Origin of the sequence: Streptomyces sp. NPDC006385, assembly GCF_040612485.1 — a bacterium.
In the GTDB taxonomy this organism is placed as follows: Bacteria; Actinomycetota; Actinomycetes; order Streptomycetales; family Streptomycetaceae; genus Streptomyces.
The window spans coordinates 24,395-30,394 of sequence record NZ_JBEXQG010000091.1; the positions used below are offsets into that span (position 1 = coordinate 24,395).

6 protein-coding genes are annotated in these 6,000 nt (G+C 68.0%); 5 read left to right on the forward strand and 1 reads right to left on the reverse strand.

Going from position 1 to position 6,000, the window contains the following annotated elements:
• Positions 1-73: 73 nt before the first annotated feature.
• From kdpF to ABZ078_RS39355, 5 genes are all read left to right on the forward strand, one after another.
• A complete protein-coding gene (gene kdpF, locus ABZ078_RS39335; protein WP_009326374.1) occupies positions 74-163 on the forward strand; it encodes a K(+)-transporting ATPase subunit F in 90 nt (29 codons plus the stop codon).
• Between the two features lie 8 nt (positions 164-171).
• Positions 172-1,836: a potassium-transporting ATPase subunit KdpA gene (kdpA, locus tag ABZ078_RS39340; protein ID WP_356583337.1), complete on the forward strand. Its 1,665-nt coding sequence runs from the start codon at positions 172-174 to the stop codon at positions 1,834-1,836.
• Positions 1,833-3,965 (forward strand): potassium-transporting ATPase subunit KdpB, encoded by a 2,133-nt coding sequence (gene kdpB / locus ABZ078_RS39345; RefSeq protein WP_356583338.1) that lies wholly within the window; start codon positions 1,833-1,835, stop codon positions 3,963-3,965. The genes kdpA and kdpB overlap by 4 nt, the downstream gene beginning before the upstream one ends.
• A gap of 24 nt (positions 3,966-3,989) precedes the next feature.
• Positions 3,990-4,658 carry a potassium-transporting ATPase subunit C gene (locus ABZ078_RS39350; protein WP_356583339.1) on the forward strand — a complete coding sequence of 223 codons (669 nt, stop codon included), beginning with the start codon at positions 3,990-3,992 and terminating at the stop codon, positions 4,656-4,658.
• Positions 4,659-4,796: 138 nt separating this feature from the next.
• Positions 4,797-5,057, forward strand: coding sequence for a hypothetical protein (locus ABZ078_RS39355; protein ID WP_356583340.1), 261 nt, complete (start codon positions 4,797-4,799; stop codon positions 5,055-5,057).
• A gap of 742 nt (positions 5,058-5,799) precedes the next feature.
• On the opposite strand, the gene ABZ078_RS39360 is transcribed toward ABZ078_RS39355, so the two are convergent.
• Positions 5,800-6,000: VOC family protein (locus ABZ078_RS39360; RefSeq protein ID WP_356583341.1), on the reverse strand; the 201-nt coding region annotated here is incomplete at its 5' end.

Consider the following 6,000-nt stretch of genomic DNA (forward strand, 5'->3'; position numbering starts at 1 on the left):
ATCTGGCCTTCGTCGTCACCACGATCGCGGGTTTCGCGTTGGTGGCTCTCGTCGCCAAGGGGGTGACGAAGCTGTGACCGCCGAGAACGTCGTCGGCCTGGTCGTGGCCGTCGCCCTGCTGGGCTATCTCGTCCTCGCCCTGATCTTCCCGGAGAGGTTCTGAGAGCAGACATGGGTCCCGTACCGGCCGGCGTGCTCCAACTGCTGGCCCTCATAGGCGCGCTGGCGCTCGCCTACCTTCCCCTCGGCACTTACATGGCCAAGGTCTACTCCTCGAAGAAGCACCTGCGCATCGAGAAGTGGATCTACAAGGGCATCGGCGCCAACCCCGACACGCAGATGCGCTGGACCGCCTACCTGCGTGGCGTCCTCGCCTTCTCGGTCGTCGGTGTCCTCTTCCTCTACGTACTGCAGCGGCTCCAGGGTGTCCTGCCCGGTTCGCTCGGCTTCGCGTCGATCGACCCGGACCAGGCGTTCAACACCGCCGTGTCCTTCGTGACCAACACCAACTGGCAGTCGTACTACGGCGAGCAGGCCATGGGCCACGTGGTGCAGACCGCCGGGCTGGCCGTGCAGAACTTCGTCTCCGCGGCCGTCGGCATCGCCGTCGCCGTCGCGCTCGTACGGGGGTTCGCGCGCTATCGTACCGGTGAACTGGGCAACTTCTGGGCCGACCTGGTGCGCGGTGTCGTGCGCATCCTGCTGCCGGGCGCCTTCATCGCCGCGATCGTGCTGGTCGCCTGCGGGGTGATCCAGAACTTCTCCGGCATCCACGAGGTCGGGCAGTTCCTGGGCGGCTCGCAGCAGTGGAACGGCGGTGCGGTCGCCTCGCAGGAGGCCATCAAGGAACTGGGCACCAACGGCGGCGGCTACTTCAACGCCAACAGCGCCCACCCCTTCGAGAACCCGACCCCGTTCACGAACCTCTTCGAGATCTTCCTGATCCTGGTGATTCCGTTCTCGCTGACCCGCACCTTCGGCGTGCTCGTCGGGAGCGTGCAGCAGGGCTACGCGATCCTCGCCACGATGGGCACGATCTGGGTCGGATTCGTCGCCCTGATGATGTGGACGGAGTTCGCCCACCACGGCCCGGCCTTCGACATCGCCGGAGGGGCGTACGAGGGCAAGGAGGTCCGGTTCGGCGTCGGCGCCTCGTCGATCTTCGCGACGTCGACCACGCTCACCTCGACCGGTGCGGTGGACTCATTCCACTCGTCGTTCACCGGACTCGGCGGCGGCATCGCCATGCTCGGCATGATGCTGGGCGAGATCGCGCCCGGCGGTGTGGGGTCCGGCCTCTACGGCATGCTGATCATGGCGGTCATCGCGGTGTTCATCGCCGGTCTGATGGTCGGCCGTACGCCCGAATACCTCGGCAAGAAGATCGGCACCCGCGAGATCAAGCTCGCGGCCTGCTCCCTCCTCGTCACCCCGGCGCTCGTCCTGGTGTTCACGGCCGCGGCGATGGCGCTGCCGACTCCGGCGCACTCCATGACCAACTCCGGCGCGCACGGATTCTCCGAGATCCTGTACGCCTACACGTCCGCTTCGAACAACAACGGCTCGGCCTTCGCCGGTCTGAACGCGGACACCCAGTGGTTCAACACCACGCTGGGCCTGTGCATGCTGCTCGGCCGCTTCGTGCCGATGGTGTTCGTGCTGGCGCTGGCCGGTTCGCTCGCCGAGCAGACGCCGGTCCCGGCCACCGCGGGCACCCTGCGCACCGAGAAGCCGCTGTTCACCGGCCTGCTGGTGGGAGCCATCCTGATCATCACCGGTCTGACGTACTTCCCGGTGCTCGCGCTGGGGCCGCTGGCCGAGGGACTGGCGTCATGACCACCGACCTTCGGAAGCAAGAGGACTCGATGTCCACAGCCACTCCCACCCGGGCGCCGCACAGCGACGTCCCCACCGGACACAAGTCCCCCGAGGGCCGTGTAGGCGCGGGCCTCTTCGATCCGAAGCAGTTGGTCAAGTCGCTGCCGGATGCCTTCCGCAAGCTCGACCCGCGGGTGATGGTCAAGTCGCCCGTGATGTTCGTGGTCCTCGTCGGCTCCCTCCTGACGACGGTCTTCTCCTGCACGGACCCGGCCGACTGGTTCGGCTGGACGATCTCCGCGTGGCTGTGGCTGACCGTGATCTTCGCCAACCTGGCGGAGGCGGTCGCCGAGGGTCGCGGCAAGGCGCAGGCCGACACCCTGCGCAGGGCCAAGACCGACACGGTCGCCCGCCGGCTGCTCACCGATGGCTCGGAAGACCGGGTCCCCGGAACCGAGTTGAAGATCGGCGACCTCGTGGTCTGCGAGGCCGGTGACGTCGTCCCCGGCGACGGTGACGTCGTCGAGGGCGTCGCCTCGGTCGACGAGTCGGCCATCACGGGTGAGTCGGCGCCGGTCATCCGTGAGTCCGGCGGCGACCGTTCGGCGGTCACCGGTGGCACGAAGGTCCTCTCCGACCGCATCGTCATCAAGATCACGACGAAGCCGGGCGAGACCTTCATCGACCGGATGATCAACCTGGTCGAGGGCGCGGCCCGCCAGAAGACGCCCAACGAGATCGCGCTGAACATCCTGCTCGCCTCGCTGACGATCGTCTTCCTGCTGGCCGTGGCGACCCTGCCGCCGTTCGCGGACTACGCGGGCACCCACCTCACGCTGGTCGTCCTGGTGGCGTTGCTGGTCTGCCTGATCCCGACGACGATCGGCGCCCTGCTCTCCGCGATCGGCATCGCGGGCATGGACCGGCTCGTGCAGCGCAATGTGCTCGCCATGTCCGGCAGGGCGGTCGAGGCCGCCGGTGACGTCTCCACGCTGCTGCTCGACAAGACCGGCACCATCACCCTCGGCAACCGGCAGGCCGCCGAGTTCGTGCCGGTGCGCGGCACGACGGAGGCCGAGGTGGCAGACGCCGCCCAGCTCTCGTCGCTGGCCGACGAGACGCCCGAGGGCCGCTCCATCGTCGTACTGGCGAAGGAGACGTACGGCCTGCGCGAGCGCCATCAGGGCGAGTTGGCCGGTGCCGAGTGGATCGCCTTCACCGCCCAGACCCGCATGTCGGGCGTGGACGTCGACGGCCGGAAGATCCGCAAGGGCGCGGCCGGCTCGGTCATCGCCTGGGTGCGGGAGCAGGGCGGCACGGTCGCCGACGACGCCGACCGGATCGCCAACCGCATCTCCGAGGCGGGCGGTACGCCGCTGCTGGTCGCGGTGGACGACGGGCAGGGCGCTCGTGTGCTGGGTGTCATCCACCTCAAGGACGTCGTCAAGGACGGCATGCGCGAGCGGTTCGAGGAACTGCGGCGCATGGGCATCAAGACCGTCATGATCACGGGTGACAATCCGCTGACCGCCAAGGCGATCGCCGAGGAGGCGGGGGTCGACGACTTCCTGGCGGAGGCGACCCCCGAGGACAAGATGGCCCTCATCAAGCGGGAACAGGCCGGCGGCAAGCTGGTCGCGATGACCGGGGACGGCACCAACGACGCGCCCGCGCTCGCACAGGCGGACGTCGGCGTGGCGATGAACACGGGTACGTCGGCCGCCAAGGAGGCCGGCAACATGGTCGACCTCGACTCGAACCCGACCAAGCTCATCGAGATCGTCGAGATCGGCAAGCAACTCCTCATCACCCGGGGCGCGTTGACGACATTCTCCATCGCCAACGATGTCGCGAAGTACTTCGCGATCATCCCGGCTCTGTTCGCCTCGGTCTATCCGGGCCTGGACAAGCTCAACATCATGGGCCTGTCCTCGCCGGACTCCGCGATCCTGTCCGCGGTCGTCTTCAACGCGCTGATCATCATCGCGCTGGTGCCGCTGTCCCTGAAGGGCGTGCGGTACCGGCCGGTCAGCGCCGACAAGATGCTGCGGCGCAACCTCACCGTCTACGGCCTCGGCGGTCTGATCGCGCCCTTCGTCGGCATCAAGCTCATCGACCTGCTGATCACCCTCATTCCCGGGCTGTAATTTTTGAAAGGCGTGCTGATCGCCATGGACAACTCCGTCACGAACACCGCCCGGTTGCTGGGGGCGGGCCTGCGCGCCCTCCTCGTGCTGACCCTGGTGACCGGTGTCCTCTACCCGTTGGTCGTCACCGGCATCGCGCAGGGGCTGTTCAACAACAAGGCGAACGGCTCGGAGATCAAGGCGGACGGCAAGGTCGTCGGCTCCTCCCTCATCGGGCAGGCGTACCACCTGCCGTTGAAGAAGGGCCAGGAGACCCCCGAGCCCGACCTGAGGTGGTTCCAGGGCCGTCCGCAGAACGGCCTCGGCACCAACAGTGTCAACACCCGGTACAAGCTCATCCTGTCGGGCGCGACCAACCGGTCCGGCGACGACAAAGAGCTCATCCAGTGGGTGAAGGACGCCAAGGCGGCTGTCATCGAGGACAACTCTGTCCCCGGCTACACGGTCAAGCCGTCCGACGTGCCCGCCGACGCGGTGACGTCCTCCGGCTCCGGTCTGGACCCGAACATCTCGCCGCAGTACGCCGACATACAGGTCCACCGGGTCGCCGTGAAGAACGGGCTGTCCGTCGACCAGGTGCGGAAGCTGGTCGACGAGTACACCGAGGGCCGCACCCTCGGCTTCATGGGCGAGCCGCGGGTGAACGTGCTCGAACTCAACGTCGCCCTCAAGGAACTGGTGGCGAAAAGCTGAGGGCCTGATGGCGTCACGCGTCCCACACGGGAGTCGGCGGCTCGGGAGGCATCCCGTTTTTCGGCGACTCCCGCTGCCATCAGGCCGGTTGCCCTGCTTCCGGCACGCACGGCCCTCGTACGGGCCCTCGTCATCGACTTGCGGGCACGTCACTACGGCGTGGACGCCGTTCCCGGCGTCGACGTCCATCGGAAGGAGGCGGAGCAGATGGCCGGCAGCGAGGAAGATCGACGCCGCAAGCAGCTCCAGCAGGACGCGGAGGTCCGGCGTCGGCAGGATCTGGAGTTCCAGTTGGAGCAGGAGCACCAGCCAAGGGCACGCGAGGCGGCGGCGCAACAGGCAGCGCAACAGGCAGCGCAGCAGGCGGCAGACGCGGCGGCCCGGCAGGCCATGCAGTAGCCGAGCAGGATGCCTCGCAGTGCTGACCTCAGGCCGCTGGAGCGATGTCGAGCGTCCCGCGGCCCGGTACTGACCGTCCCCGGTACTGACCGTCCCCGGTACGGGGCCTTCCTCAGGCACGATCCGCCGACGCCGACGTCCTCACCGACGCCCAGAGCGCCACCCCCTGCTCTGCGGTTGTTGGAGGACTGGGAGACCGAGACCCCGAGACCCTGCACACCGCCTCGGCGACCGGGGCGGTGGCGACGAGGCTGGTTTCGTCTTGCCGGCCGTTCGCCCAGCTGCTCCATCGCAACGGGCGCGGTCTGTCACTGGGCTCTATGGTCGAAGTGCCTTGCTGTGTGACAGGACGGCAAGGCACGGGCCGCCCCCGCACACCGCGCCCTGGTCCGGGGGCGCCCAACCCCCTCTGTGCAGGAGTTCGGAGGCTGTGGGAAGCCTGCGCACCACCTCTCGGACAGTTCGCGGCGAAGGCTGTCCAACGACCTCGTCACATCTTCGAGCTGGTCACGGTGAACCCGCAGACGCCCCTGCGACGACATGCGGCGCGAGGACGGGCACCGCACCTTCGTGCTCGCGGCGTCGGCCGCTTACCGGGCGTGGGAGTGATGCTGCTCGACCTGCGCTTGCCGTCATCGACGCTGCCCCCCCGACTCGTCGTCGCCGTCGGCCGGCCGTCGCCGTCAACCGCAACGACTGCAAGGCTTGGGAACTGTCCCAGCGAGGCAGTCTCGGAGGATGCTCAGTCGAGACAGAACTCGTTGCCCTCGATGTCCTGCATCACGATGCACGAATCATGGCCGTCATACAGCAGTCGCACGCGTACCGCGCCGAGCGGGATCAGTCGCGCGCACTCGGCTTCGAGCGCGGCCAGGCGCTGTTCACCCACGAGCCCGGTGCCGACCCGCACGTCGAGATGCAGCCGATTCTTGACGACCTTGCC